Annotated in this window: 9 protein-coding genes; 4 read left to right on the top strand and 5 right to left on the bottom strand. The window is 74.0% G+C overall.

Features of this window, described 5'->3' with window-relative positions; translation table 11 throughout:
- Window positions 1-7 precede the first annotated feature (7 nt).
- Together ACQPXD_RS46700 and ACQPXD_RS46695 are read right to left on the bottom strand one after the other, a co-directional pair.
- Entirely contained in the window at window positions 8-1,309 is a 1,302-nt protein-coding gene (locus ACQPXD_RS46700; RefSeq protein ID WP_432829988.1) for a glutathionylspermidine synthase family protein, read from the bottom strand.
- 1 nt (window position 1,310) lies between these two features.
- On the bottom strand, window positions 1,311-1,679 hold the full coding sequence (locus ACQPXD_RS46695) for a hypothetical protein (RefSeq protein WP_432829987.1): 369 nt from the start codon (window positions 1,677-1,679) through the stop codon (window positions 1,311-1,313).
- 117 nt (window positions 1,680-1,796) lie between these two features.
- Here ACQPXD_RS46695 and ACQPXD_RS46690 point away from each other — a divergent pair, with 117 nt between their 5' ends.
- Both ACQPXD_RS46690 and ACQPXD_RS46685 read left to right on the top strand, forming a co-directional pair.
- The gene (locus tag ACQPXD_RS46690; protein ID WP_432829985.1) at window positions 1,797-2,357 is read left to right on the top strand and encodes a TetR/AcrR family transcriptional regulator; all 561 of its coding nucleotides are present in this window, start codon (window positions 1,797-1,799) and stop codon (window positions 2,355-2,357) included.
- 521 nt (window positions 2,358-2,878) lie between these two features.
- A complete protein-coding gene (locus ACQPXD_RS46685; RefSeq protein ID WP_432829983.1) occupies window positions 2,879-4,861 on the top strand; it encodes a tetratricopeptide repeat protein in 1,983 nt (660 codons plus the stop codon).
- 420 nt (window positions 4,862-5,281) lie between these two features.
- Here ACQPXD_RS46685 and ACQPXD_RS46680 read toward each other — a convergent pair whose 3' ends face one another.
- The gene (locus ACQPXD_RS46680) at window positions 5,282-6,319 is read right to left on the bottom strand and encodes a hypothetical protein (RefSeq protein ID WP_432829981.1); all 1,038 of its coding nucleotides are present in this window, start codon (window positions 6,317-6,319) and stop codon (window positions 5,282-5,284) included.
- A 382-nt stretch (window positions 6,320-6,701) separates the two neighbouring features.
- Between ACQPXD_RS46680 and ACQPXD_RS46675 the strand changes: the two genes are divergently transcribed.
- Window positions 6,702-9,509, top strand: coding sequence for a BTAD domain-containing putative transcriptional regulator (locus ACQPXD_RS46675; RefSeq protein WP_432829979.1), 2,808 nt, complete (start codon window positions 6,702-6,704; stop codon window positions 9,507-9,509).
- A 10-nt stretch (window positions 9,510-9,519) separates the two neighbouring features.
- Here ACQPXD_RS46675 and ACQPXD_RS46670 read toward each other — a convergent pair whose 3' ends face one another.
- Entirely contained in the window at window positions 9,520-11,313 is a 1,794-nt protein-coding gene (locus ACQPXD_RS46670; protein WP_432829977.1) for a hypothetical protein, read from the bottom strand.
- A 252-nt stretch (window positions 11,314-11,565) separates the two neighbouring features.
- Here ACQPXD_RS46670 and ACQPXD_RS46665 point away from each other — a divergent pair, with 252 nt between their 5' ends.
- Entirely contained in the window at window positions 11,566-13,419 is a 1,854-nt protein-coding gene (locus ACQPXD_RS46665) for an adenylyl cyclase (protein ID WP_432829975.1), read from the top strand.
- A gap of 60 nt (window positions 13,420-13,479) precedes the next feature.
- On the opposite strand, the gene ACQPXD_RS46660 is transcribed toward ACQPXD_RS46665, so the two are convergent.
- A complete protein-coding gene (locus ACQPXD_RS46660) occupies window positions 13,480-14,826 on the bottom strand; it encodes an SPFH domain-containing protein (protein ID WP_432829973.1) in 1,347 nt (448 codons plus the stop codon).
- Between the last annotated feature and the right edge of the window lie 186 nt (window positions 14,827-15,012).

Below are 15,012 nucleotides of genomic sequence, written 5' to 3'. Positions count from 1 at the left end.
AAGAATCTCAGCCGTTGTGGTCGATGGTGTGCGGGACGAAGTGGCTCAGGTTGTCGGTGATCAGGCCGGCGCTCTCCCGGATGCCGAGGCCGGCCGGCTCGCCGTCGATCATCCAGACGCCCAGCACCGGGTGCCACTCGCCACCCCGCGAGTCGGGGTATGCGGGCAGCGGCGCGAACGCCTGGCACACGAACGGGCCGCCGTAGTCGCCGGGGGCGCTGGCCACCGTGACGCCGTCGACGATGATCGACACGTTGGCGCCCTCCCGGCCCAGCAGCGGCTTGCGCACGTAGGAGGTCATCCAGGCCGGGCGCTCCTGCTCGAAGTACGCCGGCAGGAGCAGGTCGCGCTTGTCGGGGTCGTCGCCGTACAGGTGCCACAGGACCGGCAGCAGGCCCTTGTTGCTCCACAGCATCTTGTAGGGCGGCTCGATCCAGACGGTGCTGTCGCGGCGCGGGTCGCGCATGTCGCGGAAGCACTGCTTGGCGAACTGTTCGGTGACCATCCATTCCCACGGGTACAGCTTGAAAACGACGTCGATGTGCTGCCCGTCGGGGTCGTAGAAGCGGTCGCCCGCGGCCACGTCGCCGGCGGCGATCTCGTCCATCCAGAGGAACTTGGTGCGGTACCCCAGCGGACCCAGCGCCTGGCGCGCCGTTTCCATCATGTATTCGGTGTTGAACAGGTCCTCGCCGCTGTCCTCGCCCCGGTCACAGGCGAAGTGGATGGTCATCGGGTCGAGCAGGTGGGTGCGCGCCTGCCGCAGCCGGCTGATGTTGCGCCGCCACGCCTCGACCAGCATCTCGTGGATCGCGTTCCACTGGTCCTTGCCCTGGCCGGTCTGCTGGTGCCAGTACCACTGGGAGACCGCCGACTCGGGCAGCGCCGTGGGCGTGTCGGCGTTGAACTCCAGCAGCTGCGGGCGCCCGGCGTACTCACCGGCGTAGCGCACGTCGAAGCGGCCGTAGACGCTCGGCGAGAAGTCGCCCTTGGACCGGCCGCCGGGCTCGGTCTCGTCGTCCCACCAGGTGCGCTTGATCTGCTCCCAGGCGAGCTCGGGGATGCCCAGCAGCTGGAACATGTTGTGGTCGACGATGAAGTCGCCGGCCGCGACGCACATCTCGAACAGCGTGGCCGCCCCGGTCGAGAGCGCGTCGATCTCGGCCGAGGTGAAGTCGTAGAACGGCCCCTCGCGCCAGTAGGACATGGTGCCGCCGTCCGGCGTCGGGGTGTCGTTGTAGACGATCCCCTGCGTGGCGAGCTGCTGCCGCCAGTCGGGCCGGACGACGCCCTCGGCGATCCGGCGCACCTCAGCCGCCCGAACTTCCGTGACCGCTGCTGCCGTGGCTGGAGCCGAACCCGCCGGAGCTCACGTGGCCGTTGCTCACGTGCCCGGTCGCGGGCAGCCCGGCGTTGGAGCGCCCGACCGAGTCGGTGGACGAGACCCGGCTGCCACCGCTGAGCCGGTACCCCGGCGAGCGGCCGCGCCCGTAGCTGCCCGAGTAGTAGTAATACCCGGGCGTGCCACTGTCGCACCGCGCGTCGGGCACGACGACGCCGCTGGAGTCGGCGCAGTAAGTTTGCTGCTGGCGCCCGCACGCGGCCAGGCCGCCGGTCGCGGCCAGCGCCGCAATCGCGAGGTAGCTTCGGCCCAGCGGTACCGAAGTGGATCGCCTCATCGTCTGCCCCCTCTGGTGTGCTTATGGACGGTAGATGACCATCGCAACGAGGGCACGCCGACGGGCAGTTTCCGACAGCAACGGCCTCCGCGCAATGGGCCGTTTAGGCTGGCCCGCATGGTTCGGGCCGGACTCTCCCGCGCGCAGGTGTGCACCGCCGCGCTGGAACTCGCCGACGAGGTGGGCATCCGGGCCCTCACCATGACAGCGTTGGCCCGCCGCCTGGGTGTGGCCATTCCCAGCCTCTACGAGCACGTCCGCAACCTGGCCGACCTGCTGGACGCGGCCGCCGGCCAGGCCACGGAGGAGATCGCCGACCGCCTCGACGCGGCACTGCGCGGCCGCACCCGCCACCCGGCCCTGGAGTCCTACGCCGGCACGCTGCGCGCCTGGGCCACCGCCCACCCCGGCCGCTACGCCGCCACGAAGCGCCCACTGTCCGACCCGACCGGCGCCGCCGCCCAGGCAAGAATCGTCGCCGGTTGCACCATTTTGCTTCGGGGGTACGACCTGCAGGGCCCCCCGGGCGTGGACGCGGTGCGCTTCGTGCACAGCACGATCCACGGCTTCATCGACCTCGAGACCGACGGCGGCTTCCACGCCGCCCGGAACCTCGACGCCAGCTGGTCCACCACCTTGTCCGCCATCGACCGCGCCCTGTCCACCTGGCCCCGCTGAACTCCCACTGGACTTTATGGCCCTGTGGCCCTATTCTCCATCCGTGAGTTCGCCTGGCGACCACCCGGCCATGAGTGGCCGCCAGGGCGTTGCAAGTTGCGAGTTGGGCTACAGCCAGATCAGCCACAGGTGGGCTGCGGTGATCACTGCGGGGAGGAGCCAGATCAGCCAGGTCGCGGCCTGTGACATGAAGGCCCTTTCGAGGGATTGACGTGATCGGATGGCCAACTTCGGGCCAGAAATGAGATACAGCATTGGGGGGCATATCTGCAACCCTGGGCTGAACATGCCATTTGGTTGATTGTGCAATTAGTGCACGACCAATGAATACCGAAGCGCTTGCGACCAGGCGGTAGAGTCTGTAGACAGCCTCAGCCGTCTGGAGGCGCCCCGTGCCCGGCGAGGCCGCGAACACTTCAAATGATCTCTCCGGCTCGGCGTTCGGGCCCGTGGTGCAATCCGGCTCAATGCGCGACGTCCACATTCATGCGGCGCCGCATCGGCCGCCGGTGCCGCGCCAATTGCCTGCGCAGGCCGCCCATTTCACCGGGCGGGACGGCGAGTTGGCGCGGCTCGACGCCCTCCTCGCCGCGGCCGACCCGCCGCCGGTGGTCGTTCTCGCCGGGGCCGGCGGCGTCGGTAAGAGCGCGCTCGCCTTGCGCTGGGCCCACGGGCAGGACCGGTTCGCCGACGGCCAGCTCTGGCTCGACCTCGGCGGCTTCGGCCCGGGCGCGCCCCTCGACCCGGCCGGGGCGCTGGGCGCGCTGTTGCGGGCACTTGGCGTACCCCCGGAAATGGTCCCGCCCACGACGGCCGAGCGGGCGGGTCTCTACCGGTCCGTCACGGCCGGCCGCGCCCTGCTGACGGTCCTCGACAACGCGCACTCCGCCGAACAGGTGCGACCCCTCATCCCGGCCTCGGCGGCCGGCGCGGTCCTGGTCACCAGCCGCAGCCGCCTCGCCGGCCTCGTCCCCGACGGCGCGCGCATCCTCGACCTCGCGCCGCTGCCCGCCGCCGACGGCCTCGCCCTGCTCGCCCGCGCGGCCGGGCCCGAGCGTATCGGCGGCGAGCGCGCGCCCGCGCGGGCGATCGCCGAGCTGTGCGGCGGGCTGCCGCTGGCCCTGTGCGTCGCCGCCGCCCGCCTCGCCGCCCGGCCGCGGCTGTCCGTCGCCCGCGTCGCCGCCGAGCTCGCCGACGAGACGACCCGGCTCGCCGCGCTGGCCGCGCCCGAGGGCCCGTCGGTCCGCGCCGTGTTCGACGTGTCCGTCCGGCACCTGCACCCGGGCGCGGCCGCGCTGTACCGCCGCCTCGCCCTGCACCCGGGCGCCGAGTTCTCCGCCGGCGTCGCCGCCGCGGTCGCCGCCACCATCCCCGGCTGCCCGCCCGGCGCGCTCGACCGGCTGCTGCAGGCCAGCCTGCTGGACGAGACCGAGGAGGACCGCTTCCGGTACCACGACCTGCTGCGGGTCCACGCCCTCGACCGCGCCCGGACCGACGAGACCGACGCCGACCGGCGTGCCACGGTCGAGCTGTTCGCCGAGTGGTACCTCCTCGCCGCGCGGCGGGCCGATGCCCGCGTCACGCCGTACCGCCGCCGCCCCGCCTACACGCCGCGGACCGCACCCGCCGCCCTGCCGTCCTTCGCCGGCCGGAACGACGGCCTCGACTGGCTCGAGCGGGAGTACCCGAACCTGGTCGCCGCCGGCCGGGCCGCCCTCGACCACGACCGGGCCGAGCTTGCCTGGCACCTCGCCGACGCGGTCTGGCCGGTACTGCTGTTCAGCAAGCCCGCCCCGCCGGAGCGGGCCGCCGTCGACCGCCACGGCCTCGCCGCCGCCCGCCGCTGGGGCCACCCGTGGGCGGAGGCGGTCATGCTCAAGCGCCTGGGCCGCTCCAGCGCGAAGCTCGGCGACCTCGCCGCGGCCGAGGCCCACACGCGGGCCGCCGTCCGCCGCTACGCCGACGCCGGCGACCTCGCCGGTGCCCTCGACGCCCGGGAGGGCCTCGCCGCCGTCCACGCCGAGGCCGGCCGCCCCGAGGAGGCCGCCACCGAGCTGCTCGCCGTCCTCGCCGGCAACCGCCGCCTCGGCCGCGCCCGCGGCACCGCGCTGACCCTGGTGAGCCTGGGCCGGCTGCTGCCCGGCCTCGGCCGCGCCGCGGAGGCGGTCCCGCTGCTGCGCGAGGCCCGGGCCATCTTCGCCGCACCGGCCGGCGCCGACCCGTACAACGCCGCCCGCGCGACGCTCGCCCTCGCCGCCGCCCTCCTCGCCGCGGGCGACGCCGCCGCGGCCGAGCGGCCCGCCGCCGAGGCCGCCGACCGCCTGCGCGACCTTGGCGCGCCCCACGAACACGCGGAGGCCCTGACCGTCCTGGCCCGCGTCGCCCGCCGCCTGGGCGACCCGGCCACGGCCCGCCGCCACTACCGGGCCGCCGTCGACCTGTTCACCGCGGCGGCCTCCCCGCGCGCCGCCGCCGTCCGCGCGGAGCTGGACGCGATTCCCTGACCTTCGGGCGGCTACCCGCCCCGTCCCCCGCATCGGCCGGCGTCATTGCGGCGAGGTGGTGCCCCGCCGCGTCCCGCCGCGCTGGGCGGCGCGGTCGGTGATCACGTCCCACCCGCCGGGCGCCGGCCGCCGCGGAGCACGGCGCAGCGACCGGAAGTCTCCGCGATCATGCACTACTCGCCGCCGACACCAACGGTTTTTCATGATCACGGAGCGCTGATGTACCCCCGTGTACCGGAAGTCTCCGGGATCATGGCAAACCCGTGGCGCGGCCGCGTCCGCATCATGATCACGGAGACATACGTCCGCCTCGCCGCGCCTGCGGCGGCCGCCCGACATGAACTACCACGGTCAGGCGCTGCCCTCATGGACCGCGCCGGCGGACGCGGCGCTCCGGGGCGGGTGGCGCGGGGGCCGCGGTCAGGGCTCGGCGGAGAGCAGGCGCGGCAGCGGCGCCGGGGCGGGCGGGCGGTGCGGCCCGGGCGCGGGCAGGCCGAGCAGCCCGTACATCGCCGCCCGCAGCCGCGCGCCCGCGCCGCCCGGCACCCCGGTGAGGGCGGCGGTCACCGCGGCCGCGCCGACCGGGCGGGCCCGGGCCACCTGGTCCGGCAGCGGGCGGCGCGGATCCAGCGGCGTGGCCGCCGCGGCCACCAGGTCCTGGGCCGAGCCGCGGACCGTGGCCGCGCGGCGCCCGCCCGCGTAGAGGACCGGGCGGCCGGCGGCGGCCGCGTACGCGGTCACCGAGCCGTGGTCGCCGACGACGCAGTCGGCCGCGATCACCGCGCCGCGCCAGTCGCCGGCCGGGTCCAGCACGAGCAGGCCGGCGTCGCGGCAGTCGCGCAGCCAGGCCAGCACCTGGCGGCGGCCGTGTGCGGCCCACACCGCGGGGTGCAGCTGCGCGGCCGCGCGCAGGCCCGCCGGGAGGCCGGCGACCAGCCGGGGCAGCAGGTCCGGGTCAGCGCCGAACAGGCCGTCGCGGCCCCACGTCGAACTGAACAGCACCAGGCGGGTGCCGGGCGCGACGGCCATGGCTTCGCGGTACCGCCGCCGCATCGGCAGACTGGCGAGGAGCCGGTCGAGGCAGGGATCACCGGCCAGCACCGCCACCGGCAGGGCCTCCGGGCACTGCCGGCGCAGGATCTCGCGCTCCCGCTCGTGGGCCAGCACGAGCGAGGCGGGCACGACCCGGCCGTCGCGGGTCAGCCGCGGTGCGTCGAGACCGTAGACGACCGGCTCGGCCAGCCGCGGTCCGCCGCCCGCGGCCGGGCGGGCGTGCTTGCCCCGCACGGCGCCGTGCGCCATGACCATGATCGGCGCGTGCAGCTCGTGCAGCCCGCCCAGGGACGCGGCGAGCGCCAGGTCGAAGCGATGCCGGATCGCCTGTTCCCACGCCACCACGCACGCGCCGAGCCCGTCGAGCAATTGCGCGACGTCGTGATTGAATACGTCCGGCGCCACCGTGAATACGACCTGAACGCGTGAATCACGTTCAATTTCATCAACGACGTCCAGCAGTCGGTGACAACTTGCCAGGGTGTGTGCGACCACGAGCACGTGCCGGCTCGCGGACCGGCTCGTCCATGTGGCTGCATCAATACTGATTGGGACGCACGACCAGTTCGTACCGTCCATCGACAACGACCCCCCTCGACGGAACTTCGCGGTAGGGCAACGCTGCGCCGGGCGGGTTGTCGGAGGCATTGTGTGAAACCTTGCAAACCGCTTGCCGACCGCTGGACACGGCGGTGTCGGATTCGCGCCTATCTGTAATCGGCTTGGCGGGGTGGCGCGGGCGGAACACACTGGGAACCGAACCGTGACGGCGAGGGGGAGGCGCCGGATGGACTTCGTCATTCTCGGCCCGACGGCGTTGTACGACGACGGCCGGCCCGTTCCGCTCGGCGCGGCCAAACAGCGCGGCATGCTCGCGGTGCTGCTCTATCACGCCGGGGAACCGGTCCGCACGGACGAGATAATCGAACATCTCTGGGCCGATCGGACCCGCGTCGATCGGCGGATGAATCTGTACACGCTGACCAGCAGAATCCGCGCGACATTGGGCGCCGCCGGGCTGCCCGGCGCGCTGCACCGGGTGCCGGGTATCGGCGCCTACCGGCTCGACGTCGACCGCGGCCGAGTCGATTTTCACCGTTTCGCCGAGCTCGTCGCGCAGGGCCGCACGGCCGCCCAGGAAGGGCGGCCGGAGGAGGCGGTACGGATTCTGGAGAATGCGATCGCACTGTGGCGCAGCGAACCGCTGGCCGACCTGCGCACCGCGCCGGCGGAGCACCTCCGGCGCAGCATGAACGCGACGCTGCTGACCGCCCGGAAACTGCTCGCCGCGAATCGCCTGCGCACCGGGCAGCACCATCGCGTGCTCCTCGATCTGGAGACGGTCATCCGCGGCGAGGAGACCGATGAAACGCTCGCGCAGCTGTGGATCTCCGCTTTGTCCGCGGCCGGGCGCGACCCCGAGGCGCGATTGTTCCTGCACGATTTCCGCCGGCGGTACCGCCGCCACATGCACGCCGAACCGGCCGTCGCGCTGCCCGCGGTCCCGCCGCCGAAACCGCCGCCGGCCAAGCCGCCGGGACAACTGCCCAAGGACGTCGCCGGGTTCGTCGGCCGGGCCGACCTGCTCGCCGAGCTCGACGCGCTGACCGGATCCGGCGGCGCCGGCGTGGTCGCGATCAGCGGCATGCCCGGCGTCGGCAAGACCGGCCTGGCCGTCCACTGGGCCCACCTGCGCGCCGCGCGCTTCCCCGACGGCCAGCTCTACCTCGACGGCAACGCCTACGGCCCAGCCGCCCCGGTCGACCCGGAGGAGGCGCTCGGCCGGTTCCTCGACGTGCTCGGCGTGCCCGCCGACCGCATGCCGGCCGGCCTGGAGCCGCGCCGGAACCGGTTCAACCAGCTGCTCGCCGGCCGGCGCGTCCTCGTCGTGCTCGACAACGTCCGGCACAGCGGCCAGGTCCGCCCGCTGATCCCGACCCCGCCCGAGTGCCTGACAATCGTCACCAGCCGGACCCGCCTGAGGGGGCTCACCGTGCGCGACGGCGCGCCCGATCTCACCGTCGGCCCGCTGCCCGACGCCGACAGCCTGGCCCTGCTCGCCCGCACGATCGGCACCCGCCGGGCCGACGCGGAGCCCGCCGCGCTGGCCGCCCTGGCCCACCGCTGCGCCGGCCTGCCGCTGGCGCTGCGCATCGTCGCCGTGCAGGTGGCCGAGCGCCCCCGGGTCGCCCTTGCCGACCTGGTCGACGAGGTCGGCGCCCACCTGCTCGACGGCGACGAGACCGAGGACGACGAGCGGGAAGCGAGCCTGCGCAGCGTGTTCGCGTGGCCGTACCGCGCCCTGACCCCGGTGGCCGCCCGACTGTTCCGGCTGCTTGGCCTGCACCCCGGCACGAGCATCGCCCCACCCGCGGCCGCTGCCCTGCTGGGCGTCGGCGTCGAGCAGGCCGAGTTGCTGCTCAACGCGCTGGCCAAGACCAACCTGGTCAGCCACGACGTGGCCCGCCATTACCGGCTGCATGACCTGCTGCGCGCCTTCGCCGCCGACCGCGCCGCCGCGGAGGACCCGCCCGCGCGGACCCGCGAGGCGCTGCGCCGGCTGCTGGACTGGTACCTGCTCAGCGGCGCCGCGGCCGTGAAGGTCCTGGCCCCGGACCGCCCGTCCGTGCCGGACCTGCCGACGCCCGCCGACGTCAACCCGCAGGCCTTCACCACCGACGCCGAGGCCCTGGCCTGGTGCGAGGCCGAGCGCGAGAACCTGGCCGCGGCGGGCCTGTGGGCCACCCGCAACGGCCACGACCGGCACGGCTGGCAGCTGCCGGAGGTGCTCGTGGAGCTGTTCCTGCGCCGCGGCCACCAGGAGGAGCTGCTGCCGCTGCTGCGCTCCGCCCTGGGTGCCGCGGAGCGCGACGGCCACGAGATAGCCCAGGTCGGCACGCTCAACAACCTCGGCGCGACCCGCTTCAGCCTGCACGACCTCGCGGGCGCCGCGGCCGCGTTCGGCCGGGCCCTGGCCCTGGCCCGCCGCATCGGCTACACCGAGGCCGAGACCGTCTGCCTGAACAACCTGGCCGCGGTACACCTGAGCAACGGCGAGGCCGCCCTCGCCGCCCGGCTGCTCGGCGACGTCCTCGCCGCCTGCCGGGCCGTCGGGCATCTCAACGGCGAGGCGGCGGCCCTGCACAAGCTCGGCGACGCGCTGCTGCAGACCGGCGAGCACGCCGCGGCGGGGGAGCACTACCGGCGCGCCCTGGCCATCCGCGAGCGGCTGGGCTCGCTGCGCGATCAGGGCGCCACCCACCGGGCGCTGGCCGCGCTGCACCTGGCCGTGGCCGACCCGGCCCGCGCCCGGCCGCACGCCGCCCGGGCGGTGGACGCCCACACCCGCACCCGCGACGACCCGGGCCTCTGCGACGACCTGGTGACGCTGGCGGACGTGGAGCGCGCCCTGGACCGGCCGGCCGAGTCGGTGCGGGCGGCCCGGCGCGCGGAGCGGATCGCCGCCGGCCTGGGCGACCACCGCCGCCGAGCGGCCGCGCTGACCGCTCTCGCCGAGTCCCTCGCGGCCGCCGGAGAAGGCCCGGCCGCGCACGCCGCCCGCGCCGAGGCGCAGGCGCTGCTGGCCGAGCTCTAGCGGTACCGCGTCAGAGCACCATCGCATAGACGAGGGTCTCGAGCGCCCAGGCCGCGTAGAGCAGGGCGGGTGCGACCGGCGGCACCGGGGCCGGGGGGAGTGAGACCACGTCGCGCACGCGGGTGCGGGCGCGCTCGGCGGCGCGCTCGGCCGCCAGGCGCAGGGCGCCGGCCAGCTCGGCGCCGGTGCGCTCGTTGCCGGCCAGGACGCGGGGGAGCAGCGGGTCCTCGCCGCGCGCCGTCACCACCAGGCCCGCGCCGTTGTGGTCGGTCTCGATGATGACGCCGCCGTGCCGGTCGTTGCGGATCGCGTGGACGTCGGCCCAGATCAGCAGGCGGGCGCCGATGCTGCCCACGACGCTGAGCCCGGCGCCGTTCCAGCTGACCCGCGGGCGCAGGAACATCCGCCAGCCGCTGACGCAGGCGATCGCGGTGACCGGCGCGGTGACCGCGACCGCGCCCCAGTACGGCAGGTCCGGCAGCAGCCGGAACAGCAGGAACAGGAAGGGCCAGGCGGCGAACAGGACCACCGCGTAGCCGGAGAACCGGTTGTGCCGGTGGGTGTGCACGGTCTCCGGGTCGGCGGTCACGTCCTCCGGGCGCAGCGCCATGATCTCCTCGGGGCGCAGCGGCAGCCGGGCCGCGTCGGGCACCGCCGCCAGATCGAGGTCGCCGGTCGCGCCGTCGACGGTGCCGAACGGCGGGGCGAACCGGCCGCTGCGGGCCGGGCCGCGGGGCACGAGCAGCTCGCCGTCGACGGCGGCCGCGCACCAGTGCCGCGGCGCGGGCACGCCGAAGAGCACGCCGGGGCGGATGTCGGGGGAGCCGCCGCCGGTCATGGCGAAGAACTCCACGAGGGCCGGCTCGCCCGGGCGCGCGTCGGTGGCGTAGACGGCGACCCGGCCGCCGAGCGCCCAGACGTACACCTCGGTCGCCGGCTGCTCGCCCGCGAACAGCGCCTGGGCCGCCGCGCGCCGCTCCCGGGCCCGGACCAGGCAGCCCAGCGCCAGGCCGGCCAGCATGACGGCGAGGCTCAGCCAGCCGCTGGTGTCGTAGGGCTCGCTGACCAGCTCGTACAGCCCGTCGCCGGCGACCCGCACGGCCACCCGGCTGCCGACCGGGTGATCGCCGGCGTCGATGACGTTGATCCGCACGGTGGCCGGGTCGGCGCCCGGCAGCCGCACGTCGATGGCCGAGTCCCCGGCGTGGGCGGTGACCTCGGCCGTCACCCGCTCGGCCGAGGCCAGCCGGGCCTGCGCGGCGGACTGCGACACCAGCGCGGCGAGGGTCACCGTCAGAGCTCCGAGCAGCAGTGGTACGGCGAGCAGGCGCCAGCCCAGCCCGTACCGCGGCAGGATCGGCGGCACCGGCGGCGCGCGATGCGACGTCGTCGCCGCCCACATCTCGGCCGCGCTGCCGAGCCCCGGCGGGGCCAGTCTGGAGGCCACGAAGGCCAGCACGGCCAGGGCCGCGTCCGCGCCGGTGAGCCACGCCGGGGAGGCGAGGGCGGGGTGCCCGAACTGCCACGACACGTCGGCGACCACGAACCCGGCGGCCAGCGCCGCGGCGACCGGCAGCGACACGAACGCGACCAGCGGCAGGGCCATGATCAGCCCGAACAGCACGGCGTTGAGCGGGTCCGGGCCGCACGGGGCGGCGTCGCTGCACCCGGCCTGCGGGTCGAACCAGAAGTGCAGCGCCAGGAGCGAGATGGCGCCGGCCACGACGAGCAGTGCGCGGGCGCGGCGCCAGCGCACGGGTCGCACGGTCCAGCCGAACACGTCGGCGGTGAGCAACGGGGTCATTTGCCCGCCATTCTCCCGGGGACCGGCGGGCGCGGTACCCGCGGGGGTGCGACGATCCGCCGCCGGAGAGCGGTTGCGGGCCCGGCGCGGGCGATTTGTACAAGTGGACCAGTCGTGATGGAGCAGGTAACGTCCACCCGTGAAAGCGCTCTCTCACGGTTCGTGGCGCGTCACCCCCGCCTCGCGATGGCCACCCCCTGGGCCGAGGACCAGGCCGGGGCGCGCCACTGTAGGGAAAGTAGGTCGCATTTCATGGCATTAGTCCCCTCCGGCAAGGCGCCCCGCCGCCGCCTCGGCCGGTGGTTCGCCCTCGGGGCGGCCGCCCTCATGACGGCCGCCGCCGTCGCCACCCCGGGCGTCGCGGCGGCCGCACCGGCCGGCCGGCCGAGCAGCCAGCCCGACTTCGGCCCGAACGTCAAGATCTTCGACCCGTCGATGTCGGTCGAGCAGATCAAGGCGGTCACCGACGCCGTCTACGCGCAGCAGGTCGACAGCGAGATGGGCACCGGGCGCTACACGCTGCTGTTCAAGCCGGGCACCTACGGCACGCCCGACCACCCGCTGATCTTCCAGGTCGGGTACTACACCGAGGTCGCCGGCCTCGGGCTGAACCCCACCGACGTGGTCATCAACGGCCACGTCGACGTCTACAACCGCTGCCTCGCCGCGGACAACTGCACCGCGCTGGTCAACTTCTGGCGCTCGCTGTCCAACCTCACCATCAACGTGGCCGGCGAGTCCGGCTGCCGCGCCTCCGGTGAGTTCTGGGCGGCGTCGCAGGCCGCGCCGCTGCGGCGGGTGAAGGTCAACGGCAACATGACCTTCATGGACTACTGCACCGCCGGCCCGCAGTACGCCAGCGGTGGCTTCATGGCCGACTCGGTGACCGGCACGATCACCAACGGCTCGCAGCAGCAGTACCTGGTCCGCGACAGCAACATCGGGACCTGGTCCAACGCGGTGTGGAACCAGGTGTTCAGCGGCACCGCCGGCGCTCCGGCGCAGCAGTTCCCGAACCCGCCGTACACCACCCTCGCCACCACCCCGGTGAGCAAGGAGCGGCCGTTTATCTACGTCGATGGCCAGGGCAAGTGGAAGGTCTTCGTGCCCGCGCTGCGCAAGAACGCGTCGGGCGCCACCTGGGCCAACGGTCCGGCCAGCGGCAAGTCCATCCCGCTGTCCGACTTCTACCTGGCCAAGCCGTCCGACTCGATCACCGCGATCAACGTCCAGCTCGCCCTGGGCAAGCACCTGATCTTCACGCCCGGGGTGTACAACGTCGACCGCTCGATCCTGGTCTGGCGGCCCGACACCGTGGTGCTCGGCATGGGCATCGCGACGCTGACCGCCGTCCACGGCGCCGTGCCGATGTGGATCGCCGACAGCAAGGGCATCTCGGTGTCCGGCATCATGATCGACGCCGGCACCGTCAACTCGCCGGCGCTGATGCAGGTCGGCACCGAGCTCGGCGGGGCGCTCAACCTGGGCGACCCGAACGACCCGACCGTGCTGCACGACGTGTTCTTCCGCGTCGGCGGCCCGCACGTGGGCAAGGCCGACGTGAGCCTCGAGGTCAACGCCGACGACGTGATCCTGGACGACATCTGGGCCTGGCGCGCCGACCACGGCGTGGACGGCTCGGTCGGCTGGACGGTCAACACCGGCCGCAACGGCGTCATCATCAACGGCGACGACGTCACGGCCACGGGCCTGTTCGTCGAGCACTACCAGCAGTACAACGTCATCTGGAACGGCGAGCGCGGCAAGACGATCTTCTTCCAGAACGAGCTGCCCTACGACCCGCCGAACCAGGCGGCGTGGCAGCACAACGGCGTGCTGGGCTGGGCCGCGTACAAGGTCTCCGACCGGGTGCGCACCCACGAACTGTGGGGCGGCGGCAGCTACATTTTCACCAACGTCGACCCGACCATCCACGCCGCGCACGGCTTCGAGGTCCCGAACCGTCCGGGCGTCAAGCTCCACGACGTGCTGACGGTCAACCTCAGCGCCGGCACGATCGACCACGTGGTCAACGACACCGGGGCGCCGGTCAACAACGACGCCATCGGTGTGCCGAGCTACGTGACGAGCTACCCGGCGAGCTGATCCACCGCACCGCGACGGCGCCCGGCCCTCCCGGCCGGGCGCCGTTTCGTGCCTGGCGGGTTACCCGCGCCGCCTGATCGCGTCGACGACCGCGGTCAGCTCGGCGATGAGCCCGGCGACGCTGGAGCCGTCGGTGCCGCCGATCGTCACCGCCCGCAGCTCGGCCGGCTTGGGCAGCCGCTCCACGATCGCCGGTAGCCGCTCGATCAGCCGCCCCTGCAGGCTCTCCGCGGACTGCCCGTTGTCGATCTCGGCGCGCAGCCGGGCCCGCTCCAGGTCCAGCAGCGCCTGCTCGTGCCCGGCCCGGGCGCGCGCCGTGGCCAGGGCCAGCTCGGCGTCGGCGGTGAGCCGGGCCAGCTCCGTCTCCCGCTCGATGCGCAGCCGCCCGATCTCCGCCTCCTCGGCGGCCCGCTCCCGCTCCAGGGCGAGCGCGTGCCGGTTCGTGGCGTCCTGCAGGTCCGCGAGGGCCCGGGCGTCCTCCTGCTCGCGCTGCGAGCGGCGCAGCGCCTCGGCCGTCTCCCGGTCGAACTCCAGCGCCGCGTTGTGCGCCCGCAGGTCGGCCAGCTCCCGCTCGCTCTCGATGCGCTGCGTCTCGCGCTGCCGCCCGGCGGTCAACTCCCGCTCGGCGATCGCCTGCTCCGCGGCCAACTCGGCCAGCCGCGCGATGCGCCCCTGCTCCGAGCGGTACGGCTTCTGCAGGTTCTCCCACAGCCGCGACGAGCTGACCACCGCCTCCTTGATCTGCACGGTGACGATCCGCAGCCCAAGCCCCTCGTCGGCCCCGCCCGACCCCTCCGCGACCCCGCGCAGCCGGGCGGTCAGCTCCTCGATGATCGGCTGCTTGTCGCTGAGCACGTCGGCGACGCCCATCGTGGACACCTTGTCCTTGATCGCGGCCTCGGCCTGCTCCTTCAGCTGCAGGTTCACCAGCCGCATCGGGTCCTCGGCGTCACCGAAGTCCAGCCGCCGGTACGCCGTGGCGAAGTCCTGAATGATCCACTGCACGTAGGCCTGCACGAGCACGCCCTGCAGCTCCCGGCAGATGCAGTACGCGTTGATCAGGATCGTCTGCATCGCCCCCGGCACGACCAGGTACGAGTCGGTCGCCGGGTTGTACCGGAACGACACCCCGAGCCCGACGTGCAGCGGCTCCGGCCGCCCGCGCCGGGTGTGCACGACGAACGCGTTCGGCGGCACCAACACGGTCTTCCACCGCCCGAACCCGGTGACCCGAACCTCCACCGCGTTGGGCGTCGGCTGCACCGCCCCACCCCCACCGGGCCGCTGCGGCTGCGGCGGCGCTCCCGCCGCCGGCGCGGGCGCCGCGCTGCGCTTGGACCGCAGGTCGGCCTCGAGCCGCTCCTGCTGCCTGACCACCTGGTCGAGGTACGTGTTGGTGTTCGACATCAGCCGCTCCTGAGGGGGTGTCCGCAGTGGACAGTGCGGCCCCAGTCTCACCACCCTTGTCAAACCCAACAACTTCGTGACTCGGGCCCGCACACCCCCCGCGTCGCCAAGAGCGACCCGAAAAGTCGGGCGCTCCGCGCCACGACTTTTCGGATTTATACCCCGACAGCCGACATATCCTTTTAA

Origin of the sequence: Dactylosporangium sp. CA-092794 (assembly GCF_050948465.1) — a bacterium.
Lineage (GTDB): Bacteria > Actinomycetota > Actinomycetes > Mycobacteriales > Micromonosporaceae > Dactylosporangium.
Note: the sequence above shows the minus strand (reverse complement) of the source record. Positions and strands in the feature narration are given on the sequence as shown.

Bases quoted from the DNA above. Each gene is read 5' to 3' on its own strand.
- ACQPXD_RS46675 (WP_432829979.1), top strand. From the start codon at position 6,702: ATGGACTTCGTCATTCTCGGCCCGACGGCGTTGTACGACGACGGCCGG.
- ACQPXD_RS46660 (WP_432829973.1), bottom strand. From the start codon at position 14,826: ATGTCGAACACCAACACGTACCTCGACCAGGTGGTCAGGCAGCAGGAG.
- ACQPXD_RS46665 (WP_432829975.1), top strand. From the start codon at position 11,566: ATGGCATTAGTCCCCTCCGGCAAGGCGCCCCGCCGCCGCCTCGGCCGG.
- ACQPXD_RS46690 (WP_432829985.1), top strand. From the start codon at position 1,797: ATGGTTCGGGCCGGACTCTCCCGCGCGCAGGTGTGCACCGCCGCGCTG.
- ACQPXD_RS46695 (WP_432829987.1), bottom strand. From the start codon at position 1,679: ATGAGGCGATCCACTTCGGTACCGCTGGGCCGAAGCTACCTCGCGATT.
- ACQPXD_RS46670 (WP_432829977.1), bottom strand. From the start codon at position 11,313: ATGACCCCGTTGCTCACCGCCGACGTGTTCGGCTGGACCGTGCGACCC.